10 protein-coding genes, 1 tRNA gene and 1 pseudogene are annotated in these 15,932 nt (G+C 66.2%); 7 read left to right on the top strand and 5 right to left on the bottom strand.

Annotated elements, in window-relative coordinates:
- Positions 1-161: 161 nt before the first annotated feature.
- The 3 genes and pseudogenes from aceF to SB786_RS28505 all read right to left on the bottom strand — a co-directional run.
- Complete coding sequence (gene aceF, locus SB786_RS28515; protein ID WP_410730403.1) at positions 162-1,817, bottom strand: dihydrolipoyllysine-residue acetyltransferase; 1,656 nt, start codon at positions 1,815-1,817, stop codon at positions 162-164.
- Between the two features lie 70 nt (positions 1,818-1,887).
- The gene (gene aceE, locus SB786_RS28510) at positions 1,888-4,584 is read right to left on the bottom strand and encodes a pyruvate dehydrogenase (acetyl-transferring), homodimeric type (protein ID WP_410730402.1); all 2,697 of its coding nucleotides are present in this window, start codon (positions 4,582-4,584) and stop codon (positions 1,888-1,890) included.
- A gap of 136 nt (positions 4,585-4,720) precedes the next feature.
- Positions 4,721-4,938 (bottom strand): annotated as a pseudogene (locus tag SB786_RS28505) (hypothetical protein); the annotation flags it as partial.
- Between SB786_RS28505 and fixL the strand changes: the two are divergent.
- The 4 genes from fixL (at position 4,858) to SB786_RS28485 (ending at position 11,461) form a co-directional block, all read left to right on the top strand.
- A complete protein-coding gene (gene fixL / locus SB786_RS28500) occupies positions 4,858-7,374 on the top strand; it encodes an oxygen sensor histidine kinase FixL (protein WP_410730401.1) in 2,517 nt (838 codons plus the stop codon). The pseudogene SB786_RS28505 and the gene fixL sit on opposite strands and share 81 nt — an antisense overlap.
- The gene (fixJ, locus tag SB786_RS28495; RefSeq protein ID WP_174391042.1) at positions 7,371-8,009 is read left to right on the top strand and encodes an oxygen response regulator transcription factor FixJ; all 639 of its coding nucleotides are present in this window, start codon (positions 7,371-7,373) and stop codon (positions 8,007-8,009) included. Before fixL ends, fixJ begins: the two co-directional genes overlap by 4 nt.
- A 243-nt stretch (positions 8,010-8,252) precedes the next feature.
- Positions 8,253-9,110 carry a bifunctional methylenetetrahydrofolate dehydrogenase/methenyltetrahydrofolate cyclohydrolase FolD gene (gene folD, locus SB786_RS28490; RefSeq protein WP_410730400.1) on the top strand — a complete coding sequence of 286 codons (858 nt, stop codon included), beginning with the start codon at positions 8,253-8,255 and terminating at the stop codon, positions 9,108-9,110.
- 263 nt (positions 9,111-9,373) lie between these two features.
- Positions 9,374-11,461 (top strand): M3 family metallopeptidase, encoded by a 2,088-nt coding sequence (locus SB786_RS28485; RefSeq protein ID WP_410730399.1) that lies wholly within the window; start codon positions 9,374-9,376, stop codon positions 11,459-11,461.
- A 59-nt stretch (positions 11,462-11,520) separates the two neighbouring features.
- On the opposite strand, the gene dinB is transcribed toward SB786_RS28485, so the two are convergent.
- The gene (dinB, locus tag SB786_RS28480) at positions 11,521-12,837 is read right to left on the bottom strand and encodes a DNA polymerase IV (RefSeq protein WP_410730398.1); all 1,317 of its coding nucleotides are present in this window, start codon (positions 12,835-12,837) and stop codon (positions 11,521-11,523) included.
- A 136-nt stretch (positions 12,838-12,973) separates the two neighbouring features.
- Here dinB and SB786_RS28475 point away from each other — a divergent pair, with 136 nt between their 5' ends.
- Together SB786_RS28475 and SB786_RS28470 are read left to right on the top strand one after the other, a co-directional pair.
- A complete protein-coding gene (locus tag SB786_RS28475) occupies positions 12,974-13,666 on the top strand; it encodes an aspartate/glutamate racemase family protein (RefSeq protein ID WP_410730397.1) in 693 nt (230 codons plus the stop codon).
- A 325-nt stretch (positions 13,667-13,991) separates the two neighbouring features.
- Positions 13,992-14,795 carry a DUF3472 domain-containing protein gene (locus SB786_RS28470; protein ID WP_410730396.1) on the top strand — a complete coding sequence of 268 codons (804 nt, stop codon included), beginning with the start codon at positions 13,992-13,994 and terminating at the stop codon, positions 14,793-14,795.
- Positions 14,796-14,891: 96 nt separating this feature from the next.
- Here the strand turns inward: SB786_RS28470 and SB786_RS28465 are convergent.
- Positions 14,892-14,968: transfer RNA gene (locus tag SB786_RS28465), tRNA-Met, on the bottom strand.
- A 181-nt stretch (positions 14,969-15,149) separates the two neighbouring features.
- Between SB786_RS28465 and xth the strand changes: the two genes are divergently transcribed.
- Positions 15,150-15,926, top strand: a complete 777-nt coding sequence (xth, locus tag SB786_RS28460) for an exodeoxyribonuclease III (protein WP_034176649.1) — start codon at positions 15,150-15,152, stop codon at positions 15,924-15,926.
- The last annotated feature ends 6 nt before the right edge of the window (positions 15,927-15,932 follow it).

Genomic DNA, 15,932 nt, shown 5'->3' with positions numbered 1-15,932 from the left:
AAGGACGCGCCTTTCTTTTGGTTACTTTTCTTTGGAAGACAAAGAAAAGTGACCGCCGCCCCGCGCAGGGGCGACGCCAGCAGACCGTTATGAAAGCAAGTTCAACGACGAGGCGTGGATGACCGACAGAAACCCCACGCCCCTGCGAGCCGCAACGCTCATCAAAGAATGATGCGACGGAAATCCCCGAGCAACGCTCCGAGATACGCATTGAACCGCGCGGCTTCCGCGCCATCGATCACGCGATGGTCATACGACAGCGACAGCGGCAGCGTCAGACGCGGCACGAACTGCTTGCCGTCCCACACCGGCTTCATCTGGCCGCGCGACAACCCGAGGATTGCGACTTCCGGCGCGTTGATGATCGGCGTGAAGTGGGTGCCGCCGATCCCGCCGAGCGACGAGATCGAGAAGCAGCCGCCCTGCATCTGGTCCGGCTTCAGCTTGCCGTCGCGGGCGGCCTTCGACAGCTCGGCCATTTCCTTCGCGATGTCGACGAGCCCCTTCTTGTCCGCGTCGCGGATCACCGGCACGACGAGGCCGTTCGGCGTATCGGCAGCGAAACCGACGTGGTAGTACTGCTTGAACACCAGGTTGTCGCCGTCGAGGCTCGCGTTGAAGGTCGGGAACTTCTTCAGCGCGGCGACGACTGCCTTGATCACGAACGCGAGCATCGTGAACTTCACGCCCGACTTCTCGTGCTCCTTGTTCAACTGCACGCGCAGCGCTTCGAGCTCGGTGATGTCGGCTTCGTCGTTGTTCGTGACGTGCGGGATCATCACCCAGTTGCGATGCAGGTTCGCGCCCGAGATCTTCTTGATCCGCGACAGCGGCTTCGCCTCGAACGGGCCGAACTTCGAGAAGTCGACCTTCGGCCACGGCAGCAGGTTCAGCTCGCCGCCGCCTGCCGGCGCGGCTGCCGCGGCCGGTGCCGCGCGCTGGCCCGTCATCACGCCCTTCACGAAGCCCGTGACGTCTTCCTTCGTGATGCGGCCCTTCGGACCGCTACCCTGCACGCGCGCGACTTCGACGCCGAGTTCGCGCGCGAACTTGCGCACCGACGGCGACGCGTGGCTTGCGCGATACTCGCCCGACGGTGCCGCGGCAGGTGCGGCTGCGGCCGGAGCCGGCGCAGCCTTCGCGGGTGCCGGTGCGGCGGCAGGCGCGGGCGCGGCCGCGGCCGGAGCCGGTGCGCTCGCCTGCGGCGCGGCGGCAGCCGGTGCGCCGGCGGCGTCGAGCAGCACGATCAGCGTGCCTTCCGACACCGAATCGCCCACCTTGACCTTGATTTCCTTCACGACGCCGGCGGCCGGGCTCGGCACGTCCATCGTCGCCTTGTCCGACTCGAGCGTGACGAGCGACTGCTCCTTCTCGACCGTGTCGCCGACCTTCACGCCGATCTCGATCACCGGGACATCCTTGTAGTCGCCGATGTCGGGCACCTTCACCTCGAGCGTGCCGCCCGACGCTGCCGGCGCGGCGGCCGGTGCCGCTGCGGCCGGGGCGGCCGGTGCCGGCGCTGCCGCGGGAGCCGGGGCCGCCGCCGGCGCTGCCGCGCCGTTCACCTGCGCCGCGGCGCCGCCTTCGAGCAGGATGATCAGCGAGCCTTCCGACACGGAATCGCCCACCTTGACCTTCACTTCCTTGACCGTGCCGGCGGCCGGACTCGGCACGTCCATCGTCGCCTTGTCCGACTCGAGCGTGACGAGCGACTGCTCGGGCTCGACCGTGTCGCCCGCCTTCACGAGCACCTCGATGACGGGCACGTCCTTGTAATCGCCGATATCCGGCACCTTCACTTCGATCGCTTGACTCATCTTTTTGTGTCTCCATGGCCGCGCGCGCCCCTCCCGGAAGCGGCGCGCGGCATCACACGGCGCGTGTGCGTTAAACGGTCATCGGGTTGGGCTTCGACGGATCGAGGTTGTACTTGGCGATCGCGTCCGCGACCACCTTGCGCTCGATCGTGCCTTCGTCGGCCAGCGCGTTGAGCGCGGCGACGGTGACCCAGTGACGGTCGACTTCGAAGAAGTGACGCAGCTTTTCGCGGGTGTCCGAACGACCAAAGCCGTCCGTGCCCAGCACGACGAAGCGGCGATCGACCTGACCACGGATCTGGTCGACCAGCGCGCGCACGTAGTCGGTCGATGCGATGACCGGACCCTGCGTGTCCTTCAGGCACTTCTGCACGTGCGACAGGCGACGCTCCTCGGTCGGATGGAGCAGGTTCCAGCGCTCGACTTCATGGCCTTCACGCGCGAGTTCCGTGAAGCTCGGCACGCTCCAGAGGTCGGCCGCGACGCCCCAGTCGTTCTTCAGCAGGTCGGCCGCAGCGATCACTTCGTTGAAGATCGTGCCCGCGCCCAACAGCTGCACGCGCGGCGCCTTCTTGTCGGCGTCGGCCTTCTTGAACGCGTACATGCCCTTGATGATGTCGGCCGCCACGTGCTCGCCCTGCGGAATCGCCGGGTGCTCGTAGTTCTCGTTCATCACCGTGACGTAGTAGTACACGTCTTCCTGGTCCTGCACCATGCGGCGCAGACCGTCCTGGATGATCACCGCGAGTTCGTAGCCGAACGTCGGGTCGTAGCTCACGCAGTTCGGCACCGACGCCGCCCACAGGAGCGAGTGGCCGTCTTCGTGCTGCAGGCCTTCGCCGTTCAGCGTGGTGCGGCCCGCGGTGCCGCCGAGCAGGAAGCCGCGCGAGCGCATGTCGCCCGCCGCCCATGCGAGGTCGCCGATCCGCTGGAAGCCGAACATCGAATAGAAGATGTAGAACGGCACCATGATCTCGCCGTGCGTCGAATACGACGTCGCCGCCGCGATCCAGTCGCACATGCCGCCCGCTTCGTTGATGCCTTCCTGCAGGATCTGGCCGGTCTGCGATTCCTTGTAGAACATCAGCTGATCGGAATCTTCCGGCACGTACTTCTGGCCTTCCTGGTTCCAGATACCGATCTGGCGGAACAGGCCTTCCATGCCGAACGTACGCGATTCGTCCGGGACGATCGGCACGACGCGCTTGCCGAGCGCCTTATCCTTCAGCAGGATGTTCAGGATCCGCACGAACGCCATCGTCGTCGAGATCTCGCGGCCTTCGCCCGTGCCCTTCAGCAGCGGCTCGAATGCGTCGAGCGCCGGCACCGGCAGCGAGGTCGCCTTTTCGCGGCGATGCGGCAGGTAGCCGCCGAGGTCCATGCGCTTCTGGCGCATGTATTCGAGTTCCTTCGAGCCTTCCTCGAACTTCAGGTACGGCACGTCGGCGATCTGCTCGTCGGCGATCGGCAGGCGGAACTGGTCACGGAACTTCTTCAGTTGCTCGACCGGCAGCTTCTTCTGCTGGTGCGTGATGTTCATCGCCTGGCCCGACTCGCCCATCCCGTAGCCCTTGATGGTCTTGGCGAGGATGACGGTCGGCGCGCCCTTCGTGTTGGTCGCTTCGTGGAATGCCGCGTAGATCTTGTGCGGATCGTGGCCGCCCCGGTTCAGCGCCCAGATGTCGTCGTCCGACCAGTCGGCGACGAGCGCCTTCAGTTCAGGCGTGTTGAAGAAGTGTTCGCGAACGAACGCGCCCGATTCCGACTTGTACGTCTGGTATTCGCCGTCGACGGCTTCCATCATGCGGCGCATCAGCGCGCCCGTCTGGTCGCGTGCGAACAGCGCATCCCAGCGGCTGCCCCAGATGACCTTGATCACGTTCCAGCCGGCACCGCGGAATTCCGATTCCAGTTCCTGGATGATCTTGCCGTTGCCGCGCACCGGGCCGTCGAGACGCTGCAGGTTGCAGTTGATCACGAACACGAGGTTGTCGAGCTTCTCGCGGCTCGCCATGCCGATCGCGCCGAGCGATTCCGGTTCGTCCGTCTCGCCGTCGCCGAGGAACGCCCAGACCTTGCGGCCGGCAGTCTTCGCGATGCCGCGCGATTCCAGGTACTTCATGAAGCGGGCCTGGTAGATCGCCATGATCGGGCCGAGACCCATCGACACCGTCGGGAACTGCCAGAAGTCCGGCATCAGCCACGGGTGCGGGTACGACGAGATGCCCTTGCCGTCGACTTCCTGCCGGAAGTTGTCGAGCTGCTCTTCCGACAGGCGGCCGAGCAGGAACGCGCGCGAGTACACGCCCGGCGACGAATGGCCCTGCACGAACACGAGATCGCCGCCGTGCTGGTCGGACGCCGCGTGCCAGAAGTGGTTGTAGCCGACGTCATAGAGCGTCGCGGCCGACGCGAACGACGCGATGTGGCCGCCGACGTTCGTGTCCTTGCCCGCGCGCAGCACCATCGCCAGCGCGTTCCAGCGCGTGTACGAACGAATGCGGTGCTCGATGTCCTGGTCGCCCGGGATCTTCGCCTGTGCGGCAACGGGAATCGTGTTGATGTACGGGGTGTTGGCGGAGAACGGCAGGTGTTCGCCGTGCATGCGGGCGAACTCGATCTGCTTTTCGATCAGGTAGTGCGCGCGGCCAGTGCCCACGGAGGAGATCACGCCGTCGAGCGATTCGAGCCACTCAACGGTTTCTTGCGGGTCGTCGTCACGTTCGGCGGCGACATACTTCATCACTTCGTTCGGTACAGCGGACATTCTCGTCTCCTGGGTCCTGGAATGTGAGGATCGCTCTCATGCAGACGACGCGGCGCGACCGGCTGCGGGCAAGCTCCGACGGATTGTAATGAGCGTGGACGGGCACGCGCAACTGAATTTTCGAATTATGAGATCTTTTCTCGCAATGCGAAATATTGCTGCGCTGCACCCATCCGCTGGGCCTCCGCGGCGCGCGCCGCGGGCACAAATCCGTTTCCGTTCAACATATCCGGTACAGGTTTTCCATGTATTGCGCTGCGCTACAATCCTGCCATGTTGACCGATCGGCTTTTCGCACGCTCGGCGCGACCGTCGGGCCCGCCGGCGGAGTCGCAGCCGTCCCGTTGGCACCACGGACCGTGGTGGTCCAATTCCTATTTGCTGACGCCGCTGCTGTCGATCCTCGTGTTCCTCGTGGTGATGAGCCTGATTCTATGGAGCCTCAATCGCCGCGAACAGCAGCAGCAGGAAGACACGCTGTTCCGTAACGTCGCGTGGGCGCAGCAGCAGATCCGCCTGTCGATGACGGGTGCGCAGGAGCAGTTGCAGGCGCTGTCGCGCGATCTCGCGTCGGGCCGCCTCGACCAGAACGCGTTCCAGATGGCCGTCGCGGACGTGATGCAGACGCATCCGGAAATCCTCTATCTGAACTGGTACACCGCCCCCGGCGTGCAGCGCTGGCCGGCCGTGCACCCGCCGCTGCTCGGCCAGCGGCTCGCGAAGCCCGGCGACGCCCAGATGCAGGACGCCGTGCGCGGCGCGTACGACGAAGCGCGCAGCACGCGCCGCCAGGCCTATTCGCCGCTGATCTACGACGACTTCGGCAACGGCTTCATCACGCTGCAGACGCCCGTGATGCGCGGCGACCGCGAATATCTCGGCTCGATCGCCGCGGTGTTCTCGGTCGAAGGCATCCTGAAGCACGACATCCCGCAGGAGTTGTCGTCGAAGTACAAGATCTCGATCACCGACGCGAACAACCGCGAGCTGTCGTCCACATCGACGCGCCCGCGCCTGCCGCGCGACTCCCATTACGACCTGCCGCTCGATCCGCCCGGCCACGGGCTGACCGTGCGGGTGTACGCGTTCCCGCAGCTCACGAACCTGACCAACAACACGCTCGTGTGGCTCGTCGCCGGGCTGTCGTGCTTCGTGCTGTGGAGCCTCTGGAGCCTGTGGAAGCATACGCGCCAGCGCTTCGAGGCGCAGCAGGCGCTGTACGCGGAAGCGTTCTTCCGCCGCGCGATGGAAAATTCGGTGCTGATCGGCATGCGCGTGCTCGACATGCACGGCCGCATCACGCACGTGAACCCCGCGTTCTGCCGGATGACGGGCTGGGACGAAACCGACCTGGTCGGCAAGGTGGCGCCGTTCCCGTACTGGCCGCGCGACGCGTATCCGGAAATGCAGCGCCAGCTCGACATGACGCTGCGCGGCAAGGCGCCGAGCTCGGGCTTCGAGCTGCGCGTGCGGCGCAAGAACGGCACGCTGTTCCATGCGCGCCTCTACGTGTCGCCGCTGATCGACAGCTCGGGCCGCCAGACCGGCTGGATGTCGTCGATGACCGACATCACCGAGCCGAAGCGCGCACGCGAGGAACTCGCGGCCGCGCACGAGCGCTTCACGACGGTGCTCGAAAGCCTCGACGCCGCGGTGTCGGTGCTCGCCGCCGACGAAGCCGAGCTGCTGTTCGCGAACCGCTACTACCGCCATCTGTTCGGGATCCGCCCGGACGGCCATCTCGAGCTGTCGGGTGGGGGCTTCGACCGCGCGCAGGCATCGTCCGACTCGATCGACATGGTCGACACGTTCGCGGGCCTGCCGGCCGCCGCGCTGACGAGCAGCACGGCCGACGCGCAGGAGGTGTACGTCGAGAGCATCCAGAAATGGTTCGAGGTGCGCCGCCAGTACATCCAGTGGGTGGACGGCCACCTCGCGCAGATGCAGATCGCGACCGACATCACGACCCGCAAGAAGGCGCAGGAACTCGCGCACCAGCAGGAAGAGAAGCTGCAGTTCACGAGCCGATTGATGACGATGGGTGAAATGGCGTCGTCGATTGCTCACGAATTGAACCAGCCGCTCGCCGCGATCAACAACTACTGCTCGGGCACACTCGCGCTCGTGAAGAGCGGCCGCGGCACGCCCGAGACGCTGCAGCCCGCGCTGGAAAAGACCGCGCAGCAGGCGCTGCGCGCGGGGATGATCGTCAAGCGGATCCGCGAATTCGTGAAGCGCAGCGAGCCGAAGCGCCAGCCGGCGCGGGTCGCGGACATCGTCGCCGACGCGGTCGGGCTCGCCGAAATCGAGGCCAGGAAGCGCAGGATCCGGATCGTCACGGAAATCCTCGCAAGAATGCCTATTATTTATGTCGACCCCGTGCTGATCGAGCAGGTGCTGATGAACCTGATGAAGAACGCGGCCGAGGCGATGGCCGACGTGAAGCCGGCGGCGGCGGACGGCGTGATCCGCGTCGTCGCCGACATCGACGCGGGTTTCGTCGACATCCGCGTGATCGACCAGGGTCCGGGCGTCGACGAAGCGAGCGCCGAACGCCTGTTCGAACCGTTTTACAGCACCAAGTCCGACGGCATGGGCATGGGGCTGAACATCTGCCGTTCGATCATCGAATCGCATCGGGGGCGTCTGTGGGTGGTCAACAATGTCGAACCGGACGGCCGCATTTCCGGCGCGACATTCCACTGCAGCCTGCCCATTGGGGAACCCGCTGATCTCGGCCAAGGGGGGCGCGAGGCATCGGCATCACATACCGTTACGGGAGAACTATGAATAGCCCTGTCACCACCACTCAGGAAACCGTCTTCGTCGTCGACGACGACGAGGCCGTACGGGACTCGCTGCGCTGGCTGCTGGAGGCGAACGGCTATCGCGTGCAATGCTTCTCGAGCGCGGAGCAATTCATCGATGCCTACCAGCCGGCGCAGCAGGCCGGCCAGATCGCATGCCTGATCCTCGACGTGCGGATGTCGGGCATGAGCGGCCTCGAGCTGCAGGAGCGCCTGATCGCCGACAACGCCGCGCTGCCGATCATCTTCGTCACGGGCCACGGCGACGTGCCGATGGCGGTATCGACGATGAAAAAGGGTGCGATGGACTTTATCGAGAAACCGTTCGACGAGGCCGAGCTGCGCAAGCTCGTCGAGCGGATGCTCGACAAGGCCCGAAGCGAAAGCAAGAGCGTCCAGGAACAGCGCGCCGCGAGCGAGCGTCTGTCGAAGCTCACCGCACGCGAGCAGCAGGTGCTCGAGCGGATCATCGCCGGCCGGCTGAACAAGCAGATCGCCGACGATCTCGGGATCAGCATCAAGACGGTCGAAGCGCACCGCGCGAACATCATGGAAAAGCTCAACGTCAACACGGTGGCCGACCTGCTGCGCCTCGCGCTGTCGAAGAAGCAGGCCTGAACGTTGCGTGCGGCCGCGGGCACCTGCCCGGCCGGCCGCACCCACGCACCCTCGCGCCGCGCAATGCGGCCCTACTCGCGCGGCGCGGCCCGACGCCTCCTCCGGGGCGCCGGCACCGCCGCCATGACGCTTTCCTTGCATTCGCTGTCGGACGACAGCAGGCGACCGGTATAATTGCGTGCTTTGCTGCGGCGCTTCGTGCGCCGCACACTCGCATTCCAACTTCCCGGCAGGACCACCACCATGACAGCCCTCCTCATCGACGGCAACGCCCTCTCGAAGACCTTGCGCACGCAGGCCGCCCAACGCGCCGCCGCCCTCACCGCCCGCGGCCACCAGCCCGGTCTCGCGGTGGTCCTCGTCGGCGCGAACCCGGCGAGCGAAGTCTATGTGCGCAACAAGATCAAGGCGTGCGAGGACAACGGCTTCTTCTCGCAGAAGGATGCCTACCCGGACACGCTGTCGGAAGCCGACCTGCTCGCGCGCATCGACGAACTGAACCGCGATCCGAAGATCCACGGCATCCTGGTCCAGCTGCCGCTGCCCGCGCACATCGACAGCCACAAGGTGCTCGAGGCGATCGCGCCGGAGAAGGACGTCGACGGCTTCCACGTCGCGAACGCCGGCGCGCTGATGACGGGCAAGCCGCTGTTCCGTCCGTGCACGCCGTACGGCGTGATGAAGATGTTCGAAGCGCATGACATCCCGCTGCAAGGCGCGAACGCGGTCGTGATCGGCCGCTCGAACATCGTCGGCAAGCCGATGGCGCTGCTGCTGCTCGAAGCCGGCGCGACCGTGACGATCTGCCACAGCAAGACGCGCGACCTCGCCGCGCACACGCGCCAGGCCGACATCGTGGTCGCCGCGGTCGGCAAGCGCAACATCCTGACGGCCGACATGGTCAAGCCCGGCGCGACGGTGATCGACGTCGGCATGAACCGCGACGACGCGGGCAAGCTGTGCGGCGATGTCGACTTCGCCGGCGTGAAGGAAGTCGCCGGCCACATCACGCCGGTGCCGGGCGGCGTCGGCCCGATGACCATCACGATGCTGCTGATCAACACGATCGAAGCAGCCGAGCGCGCCGCCGCGGCCGCCTGATCGCGCTGTTCGCGCAGCCGGCGCGCATTCGTGCGCCGGCATCTCGCCGGTCGCCATCGCGGCCGCGCGTCACACGGCCATACCGCCACACCCCGCCGCGTTTCGCCCGAACCCGACCCCGCGTCGAACGTATCCAATCGCGTCGGTAGAAACTAACGATTGGAAAGCGCGCGATGCGCCCCAATAATGTCAGTATCGGGCGCCGCTGCTTCGCGCCTCACCCTTTTCACCCCGGTTCATCCGGCAACAGACAGGGAGTCTTAATGTCCGCCAGCGCCAATACCAATCCGCTTCTCGATTTCTCCGGCCTGCCCCGCTTCGGCGAGATCCGTCCGGAACATGTGACGCCCGCGCTCGACACGCTGCTCGACACCGCCAACCGCGCAGTCGACACCGCGAGCGCACCCGCGACGCCGGCGACCTGGGCCACGATCGTCGAGACGGTCGAGCAGGCGACGGAGCCGCTCGGGCGCGCATGGGGCGTCGTCGGCCATCTGAACGCCGTCGCCGATACGCCGGAACTGCGGGCCGCCTACGGCGAAAACCTGCCGCGCGTGACCGAATTCTGGTCGAGCGTCGGCCAGAACCTCGCGCTGTACGAGAAGTACAAGGCGATCGCCGCGAGCGCCGAATATGCAACGCTGTCCGCCGAGCGCAAGAAGATCCTCGACAACGCGCTGCGCGATTTCCGCCTGTCGGGCGCCGAGCTGCCGGAAGACCAGAAGCCGCGCTTCGCGGAGCTGCAGGAGCAGCAGGCCGCGCTGTCGAAGGCGTTCTCCGACCACGTGCTCGATGCGACCAATGCGTATGCGTACTTCGCGCAGGACGAGGCCGAACTCGCCGGCTTGCCGGGCGACGCGATCGAAGCGGCCCGCGAAGCCGCGCAGAAGGAAGGCAAGGATGGCTGGAAATTCACGCTGCACTTCCCGTCCTACTTCCCGGTGCTGCAATACGCCGAGAACCGCGCGATGCGCGAGACGCTGTATCGCGCGTATGCGACGCGCGCGTCCGAACTCGGGCCGCAGTACGGCGGCGGCAAGGCCGAATGGGACAACACGGCGATCGTCGCCGACGAGCTGAAGCTGCGCCGTGAAGAGGCGCAGATGCTCGGCTACCGCAACTTCGCCGAAGTGTCGCTCGCGCCGAAGATGGCCGAGTCGCCGCAGCAGGTCATCGCGTTCCTCGAGGATCTCGCGACGCGCGCGCGCCCGCACGCCGACAAGGACTGGGACGAACTGCGCGCGTTCGCCGCGAAGGAACTCGGCCTGAGCGAACTCGCGCCGTGGGACGTCGCGTTCGCGGCCGAGCGGCTGCGCCAGCAGCGCTACGCGTTCTCGGAAAACGAGGTCAAGCAGTACTTCCCGGAACCGGCCGTGCTGAAGGGCCTCTTCACCGTCACCGAAACGCTGTTCGGCGTGCGGATCAAGCCGGACGACGCGCCGGTCTGGCACCGGGACGTGCGCTTTTTCCGCGTCGAGAACCGCGACGGTTCGCTCGTCGCGCAGTTCTATCTCGACCTGTATGCACGCGAAGGCAAGCGCGGCGGCGCGTGGATGGACGATGCGCGTGCGCGCGCGAAGCGCGGCGGCACCGTGCAGACGCCGGTCGCGTACCTGACCTGCAACTTCTCGGCGCCGGTCGGCGGCAAGCCCGCGTGCTTCACGCACGACGAAGTCATCACGCTGTTCCATGAATTCGGCCACGGACTGCATCACATGCTCACGCGCGTCGACGAGCTCGGCGTGTCGGGCATCAACGGCGTCGAATGGGATGCGGTCGAGCTGCCGTCGCAGTTCATGGAAAACTTCTGCTGGGAATGGGACGTCCTGTCGTCGATGTCGTCGCACATCGACACCGGCGCGTCGCTGCCGCGCGAGCTGTTCGACAAGATGATCGCCGCGAAGAACTTCCAGAGCGGCCTCGGCACGCTGCGCCAGATCGTGTTCTCGATGTTCGACATGCTGCTGCACGTCGACTTCGACCCGGCCGGCGCGACCGGTGTGAACGCGTTCGCGCGCGAGATCAACGAGCGCTACCACGTGATCCCGCAGGCAGCGTTCTCGCGCTGGCCGAACACGTTCAGCCACATCTTCGCGGGCGGCTATGCGGCCGGCTACTACAGCTACAAGTGGGCCGAGGTGCTGTCGGCCGACGCGTACGCGGCGTTCGAGGAAGCGGCCGCTGCAAGCGGCAGCGTGCTCGACGCGGCGACCGGCACGCGCTATCGCCGCGAGATCCTCGAAGTCGGCGGGAGCCGCCCGGCGATGGATTCGTTCAAGGCGTTCCGCGGCCGCGAGCCGGAAATCGACGCGCTGCTGCGCCACAACGGGATGGCCTCCCCCACGCACTGAGCACGCGCTGGCCGGCTCGTCCGGCTGCTTCGGAAGGCACCGCTTCGGCGGTGCTTTTTTCATGGCGCGGGCGTTTCGTCGGCGGCGCCTGCGTTGGCGTTGTTGGCGTTGTTGGCGTTGTTGGCGTTGTTGGCGTTGTTGGCGTTGTTGGCGTTGTTGGCGTCGTTGGCGTCGTTGGCGTCGTTGGCGTTGGCCGCGTCGTTGGCGTGGTCAACTTGGTCGGCTTCGTCGTCGAACAAGGAGAACTGACCGCGCCGCTCGGCCGTGTCCTCGTCGATGCGCACGCCGACGCCCAGCAGCCGCACGGCCTGAGCGCGCCGCTGCAGCCCCTTCGCGAGCAGCGTGACCGCCGTCTGCGCATTCGTCGCGTCGGCGACGCATTCGACCGTCGTGCGCTGGAAATCGGCGAAGCGGATCTTCACGTACAGCTTGCGGATCGCGCGCGCGGCACCGGCACGCGCGATCCGCGCGTCGAGCTGCACGACGAGGCGGCGGATCTCGTCCGCGCATTGTTCGAGCGTCGTCAGGTCGGTCACATAGGTCGTCTCGACGCTGACCGACTTGCGCTCCTGGTCGGCCTGCACCGGCCGCTCGTCGATCCCGCGCGCCAGCTGGTACAGCCGTCGACCGAACGCGCCGAAGTCGCGATGCAGGTCGATCAGCGACCAGTCGCGCAACTGCGCGCAGGTCTGGATGCCGAGCCGGTCGAGCCGCGTGGCCGTCACCTTGCCGACGCCATGCAGCTTGCGCACGGGGAGCGCCGCGACGAACGCATCGACTTCATGCGGGCGCACGACGAACAGGCCATCGGGCTTGTTCCAGTCGGACGCGATCTTCGCGATGAACTTGTTCGGCGCGACGCCCGCCGACACCGTCACGCCCACCGTGTCGTACACGCGCTGGCGGATCTCCCGTGCAATCAGCGTCGCGCTGCCCTGGCACAGTTCGGAACCGCTGACGTCGAGATAAGCCTCGTCGAGCGACAGCGGCTCGACGTCGTGCGTGTAGTCGCGATAGATCGCCATGATCTGCCGCGACGCCGCGCGGTACTTGTCCATCGCGGATGGCAGGATCAGCAGGTCCGGACACTTGCGCACCGCCAGCGCCGACGACATCGCCGAATGCACGCCGTAGCGCCGCGCCTCGTAGTTGCAGGTCGCGATCACGCCGCGCTGGTCGGGCCGGCCGCCGACCGCGAGCGGCCGGTTGCGCAGCGACGGGTCGTCGCGCATCTCCACCGACGCGTAAAAGCAATCGCAGTCGCAGTGGATGATCTTGCGCACACGCGGCGGCGCATCGCCAGGCGGCGGCTCGCGCGGACGATCGGCAGGCGGGATGATGGTCGGATTCACGGTGCCGATACTGTACAAAAACACAGTGCCGGTTTCAACTGTCGCGTACTGCCGCGTTCGGTCGCCCCGTACCGGCGCGCTTCGCACGGATCGTACCGCCGCGCGCGGGGGGCGGCCCCTATACTCGTCTGCCACGACATACGAAACGCACAGGTGACGGATGAAGACGATCGGACTGATCGGCGGAATGAGCTGGGAATCGTCGGCCGAGTACTACCGGATGATCAACCGCCATTCGAAGGCGCTGCACGGCGGCCATCACAACGCGAAGAGCGTGCTGGTCACGGTGGATTTCGCCGAGATCGAAGCGCTGCAGCGCGCGCAGGACTGGGTCGCGCTCGGCGAACGGATGGCCGACGCAGCGCGTCAGCTCGAGGCGGCCGGCGCCGATCTCGTCGTGCTGACGACCAACACGATGCACCGTGTACACGGCGCGATCGAAGCGGCGGTGGCGCTGCCGTTCCTGCACATCGCCGATCCGACCGGCGCCGCGCTGCGCGCCGCGGGCGTCGAGCGCGTCGCGCTGCTCGGCACCCGCTACACGATGGAATTGCCGTTCTATGCGCAGCGCCTGGGCGACAAGTTCGGGCTCGACGTGCTGGTGCCGGACGAAGCCGCGCGCAGCGACGTGCACCGGATCATCTACGACGAGCTGTGTCACGGCGTGATCGATGCGGCGTCGCGCGCAACCTACGTGGCGATCATCGACGAACTCGCGAAACGTGGCGCGCAAGCGGTGATTCTCGGCTGCACGGAAATCACGCTGCTGATCGGCGCGGACGATTCGCCGCTGCCCGTATTCGATACGACCGCGCTGCATGCGAAGGCGGCGGTCGAGTGGGCGGCGGGCTGACGACCGTACGCCGTGGCGCGGCGGACATCGGCCGAAGGCCGGCGCGCTCGCCGGCAACCCTCACCGCGATTTGATGGCGGATTATTCCACGCGGCCGGAATCACTATCTTGCCCATCGCATCGCCTCGCGCCCGACGCCCCGCTCTCGCCCGCGCCATGGGGCCGGCGGGAACGGTCCGCGAATCGGGCGGCGCATCTCGCACGGCGTCGCCGATTCAATTGGTTATCTATTGGTAATAAAGTGGGCGCAAATTGGTATGCGAGCGGCCTGGCTGCGATCGGTGCTGCTCGTGCGGTCTCTTTTCCACCAACAGGAAACCGAAATATGAAACGACTCAAGTCCACGGTCGCGGCGATGCTCGCCATGTCGACCATGCTCGGCGCACATGCCGACCCCAACATCAACGCGTCGGCCTCGACGACACCCAATGGCGGTTTCGATCGCATGACGTGGGACATCACGCCCGAGGTCGTGCCGACCAACATCAACGCCAGTTACTACTGGGCCAATCAGTTGTCGTCCGAACATGGCGGGCACGCGATCTACACCGGCATCCAGCCGCGCACCAAAAGCACCAACCTCGTGATCTTCAGCGCGTTCGGCAGCGGCACGACGCCGCTGTCGGCGAATTGCCGCGGCGGTGCCGACGGCGGCTCGGGAACCTCGTGCTCGATCGCCTATGCGTGGAAAACGGGCCATGCATACCGGCTGCAAATCGTCCATGCGCAGGGCGATCGCGCCGACGGACGCTCGACCATCGAAGGCTTCATCACGGACGTCGCAACCGGCGTCACGACGCCGACCGGCAGCATCGCGGTGCCGGCGGACTGGGGCGGACTGTCGAGCGCCGCTTACCTGTTCGACGAGTTCTTCCCGTTCAACGCCGCGCCGAGCGACCCGATGCAGCGGCCGTGCGTGCCGTACGCACGGTACACGACATCGCTGCCGCATTTCTATCTGAAGGGGGTCGACTACCCGACGACCGAACGGTCGATCCGGCTGAATACGGGCAAGGACAAATGCGCGGCGCTGGCCGGCACGCCGAACGCGCGGGCCACGCTCGTCAACACGTCGACTTACCTGCTCGAGAACGGCTTCCTGCCGGGGAGCCCCGGCGCGCCGAAATGACATTCGGACGCTGAAAACAAAAAACCCGGCACGAGGCCGGGTTCCTGTCGACGAAGCGCGCATCGGTCATATGCGCTGCACATCGTCTGGTGTGCTTGGTTGCGGGGGTAGGATTTGAACCTACGACCTTCGGGTTATGAGCCCGACGAGCTGCCAGACTGCTCCACCCCGCGTCAGAGAAATAAATTATAGGGTGAGGAAGTACTCACGTCAACATCTTTGTCACAATTTCTTCGCGGGCCGTCGATATCGCGATGCGCGGTGCGTGCTTCGCATCGCGTGTCGCCCGCGTTCGCGCCCCGTGCTCGCGGTAAGATGGCGGCCTTCGCATTCACCCCGCACGCATTCCCGTTCATGAAAATCGCCACCTGGAACGTCAACTCGCTCAACGTCCGCAAGCAGCACGTGCTCGACTGGATCGCGCACAGCGGAACCGACGTGCTGTGCCTGCAGGAACTGAAGCTGCCGGACGAGAAATATCCGCGCGCCGATCTCGAGGCCATCGGCTATCGCAGCTGGTTCACGGGCCAGAGAACCTACAACGGCGTCGCGATCCTCGTGCGCGACACGCTCGCCGTCGACGAATCGGACGTCGTGCGCAACATCCCCGGCTTCGACGATCCGCAGCAGCGCGTGGTGGCCGTGACGGTCGAAGGCGTGCGCATCGTATCCGCGTATTTCCCGAACGGCCAGTCGCCCGACTCCGACAAGTTCGTCTACAAGATGCAGTGGCTCGACGCGCTGCATGCGTGGCTGAGCGCCGAGATGCAGCGCTATCCGAAGCTCGCGCTGCTCGGCGACTACAACATCGCGCCGGAAGACCGCGACGTGCACGATCCGGCGAAATGGGAAGGCCAGAACCTCGTGTCGCCGCAGGAGCGCGCGCACTTCGCGAAGCTGCTCGAGCTCGGCTTCGTCGATGCGTTCCGCCGTTTCGAGCAGCCGGAGAAGACCTTCACGTGGTGGGACTACCGGATGCTCGCGTTCCGCCGCAACGCGGGGCTGCGCATCGACCACATCCTGCTGTCGCCGGCGCTCGCCGCCAACTGCACGTCGTGCGAAGTCGATCGCCTGCCGCGCACGTGGGAACAGCCGTCCGACCATACGCCCGTCGTCGCGGTCGTCTGCTGAGCCCCC

Origin of the sequence: Burkholderia sp. SIMBA_062 (assembly GCF_046534765.1) — a bacterium.
GTDB classification, from domain to species: domain Bacteria; phylum Pseudomonadota; class Gammaproteobacteria; order Burkholderiales; family Burkholderiaceae; genus Burkholderia; species Burkholderia ambifaria.
Note: the sequence above shows the minus strand (reverse complement) of the source record. Positions and strands in the feature narration are given on the sequence as shown.